Raw genomic sequence first — 3,060 nt, 5'->3', positions numbered from 1 at the left:
GCGATATGAAAGCGATTGACTAAAAGTATGGTGGAAACATAGATTAAGTTATTAAGGGCGCACGGTGGATGCCTTGGCACTAGAAGCCGAAGAAGGACGTTACTAACGACGATATGCTTTGGGTAGCTGTAAGTAAGCGTTGATCCAGAGATTTCCGAATGGGGGAACCCAACATGAGTTATGTCATGTTATCGACATGTGAATTCATAGCATGTCAGAAGGCAGACCCGGAGAACTGAAACATCTTAGTACCCGGAGGAAGAGAAAGAAAAATCGATTCCCTGAGTAGCGGCGAGCGAAACGGGAAGAGCCCAAACCAACAAGCTTGCTTGTTGGGGTTGTAGGACACTCTATACGGAGTTACAAAAGAACATGTTAGACGAATCATCTGGAAAGATGAATCAAAGAAGGTAATAATCCTGTAGTCGAAAACATATTCTCTCTTGAGTGGATCCTGAGTACGACGGAGCACGTGAAATTCCGTCGGAATCTAGGAGGACCATCTCCTAAGGCTAAATACTCTCTAGTGACCGATAGTGAACCAGTACCGTGAGGGAAAGGTGAAAAGTACCCCGGAAGGGGAGTGAAAGAGAACTTGAAACCGTGTGCTTACAAGTAGTCAGAGCCCGTTTATGGGTGATGGCGTGCCTTTTGTAGAATGAACCGGCGAGTTACGATCTGATGCAAGGTTAAGCAGCGAATGTGGAGCCGTAGCGAAAGCGAGTCTGAATAGGGCGTTGAGTATTTGGTCGTAGACCCGAAACCAGGTGATCTACCCTTGGTCAGGTTGAAGTTCAGGTAACACTGAATGGAGGACCGAACCGACTTACGTTGAAAAGTGAGCGGATGAACTGAGGGTAGCGGAGAAATTCCAATCGAACTTGGAGATAGCTGGTTCTCTCCGAAATAGCTTTAGGGCTAGCCTCAAGTGATGATTATTGGAGGTAGAGCACTGTTTGGACGAGGGGCCCCTCTCGGGTTACCGAATTCAGACAAACTCCGAATGCCAATCAATTTAACTTGGGAGTCAGAACATGGGTGATAAGGTCCGTGTTCGAAAGGGAAACAGCCCAGACCACCAGCTAAGGTCCCAAAATATATGTTAAGTGGAAAAGGATGTGGCGTTGCCCAGACAACTAGGATGTTGGCTTAGAAGCAGCCATCATTTAAAGAGTGCGTAATAGCTCACTAGTCGAGTGACACTGCGCCGAAAATGTACCGGGGCTAAACATATTACCGAAGCTGTGGATTGTCCTTCGGACAATGGTAGGAGAGCGTTCTAAGGGCGTTGAAGCATGATCGCAAGGACATGTGGAGCGCTTAGAAGTGAGAATGCCGGTGTGAGTAGCGAAAGACGGGTGAGAATCCCGTCCACCGATTGACTAAGGTTTCCAGAGGAAGGCTCGTCCGCTCTGGGTTAGTCGGGTCCTAAGCTGAGGCCGACAGGCGTAGGCGATGGATAACAGGTTGATATTCCTGTACCACCTAGTATCGTTTTAATCGATGGGGGGACGCAGTAGGATAGGCGAAGCGTGCTGTTGGAGTGCACGTCCAAGCAGTAAGGCTGAGTGTTAGGCAAATCCGGCACTCGTTAGGCTGAGCTGTGATGGGGAGAGGAAATTGTTTCCTCGAGTCGTTGATTTCACACTGCCGAGAAAAGCCTCTAGATAGATAACAGGTGCCCGTACCGCAAACCGACACAGGTAGTCAAGATGAGAATTCTAAGGTGAGCGAGCGAACTCTCGTTAAGGAACTCGGCAAAATGACCCCGTAACTTCGGGAGAAGGGGTGCTCTTTAGGGTTCACGCCCAGAAGAGCCGCAGTGAATAGGCCCAAGCGACTGTTTATCAAAAACACAGGTCTCTGCTAAACCGTAAGGTGATGTATAGGGGCTGACGCCTGCCCGGTGCTGGAAGGTTAAGAGGAGTGGTTAGCTTCTGCGAAGCCACAAATCGAAGCCCCAGTAAACGGCGGCCGTAACTATAACGGTCCTAAGGTAGCGAAATTCCTTGTCGGGTAAGTTCCGACCCGCACGAAAGGCGTAACGATTTGGGCACTGTCTCAACGAGAGACTCGGTGAAATCATAGTACCTGTGAAGATGCAGGTTACCCGCGACAGGACGGAAAGACCCCGTGGAGCTTTACTGTAGCCTGATATTGAAATTCGGCACAGCTTGTACAGGATAGGTAGGAGCCATTGAAACGTGAGCGCTAGCTTACGTGGAGGCGTTGGTGGGATACTACCCTAGCTGTGTTGGCTTTCTAACCCGCACCACTTATCGTGGTGGGAGACAGTGTCAGGCGGGCAGTTTGACTGGGGCGGTCGCCTCCTAAAAGGTAACGGAGGCGCTCAAAGGTTCCCTCAGAATGGTTGGAAATCATTCACAGAGTGTAAAGGCATAAGGGAGCTTGACTGCGAGACCTACAAGTCGAGCAGGGTCGAAAGACGGACTTAGTGATCCGGTGGTTCCGCATGGAAGGGCCATCGCTCAACGGATAAAAGCTACCCCGGGGATAACAGGCTTATCTCCCCCAAGAGTTCACATCGACGGGGAGGTTTGGCACCTCGATGTCGGCTCATCGCATCCTGGGGCTGTAGTCGGTCCCAAGGGTTGGGCTGTTCGCCCATTAAAGCGGTACGCGAGCTGGGTTCAGAACGTCGTGAGACAGTTCGGTCCCTATCCGTCGTGGGCGTAGGAAATTTGAGAGGAGCTGTCCTTAGTACGAGAGGACCGGGATGGACATACCTCTGGTGTACCAGTTGTCGTGCCAACGGCATAGCTGGGTAGCTATGTATGGACGGGATAAGTGCTGAAAGCATCTAAGCATGAAGCCCCCCTCAAGATGAGATTTCCCAACTTCGGTTATAAGATCCCTCGAAGATGACGAGGTTAATAGGTTCGAGGTGGAAGCGTGGTGACACGTGGAGCTGACGAATACTAATCGATCGAAGACTTAATCAATATTAAAATGTTTTGCGACGCAAAATCATTACTTACTATCTAGTTTTGAATGTATAACACATTCATTTGTCTGGTGACAATGGCAAGGAGGTCACAC

Annotated in this window: 1 rRNA gene; it reads left to right on the top strand. The window is 49.8% G+C overall.

The annotated features are described in order from the left end of the window. The first annotated feature begins 41 nt into the window (after positions 1-41). Positions 42-2,963 (top strand): 23S ribosomal RNA (locus tag HMPREF2642_RS02865). The last annotated feature ends 97 nt before the right edge of the window (positions 2,964-3,060 follow it).

Origin of the sequence: Staphylococcus sp. HMSC055A09, assembly GCF_001809655.1 — a bacterium.
GTDB lineage: Bacteria > Bacillota > Bacilli > Staphylococcales > Staphylococcaceae > Staphylococcus > Staphylococcus capitis.
Note: the sequence above shows the minus strand (reverse complement) of the source record. Positions and strands in the feature narration are given on the sequence as shown.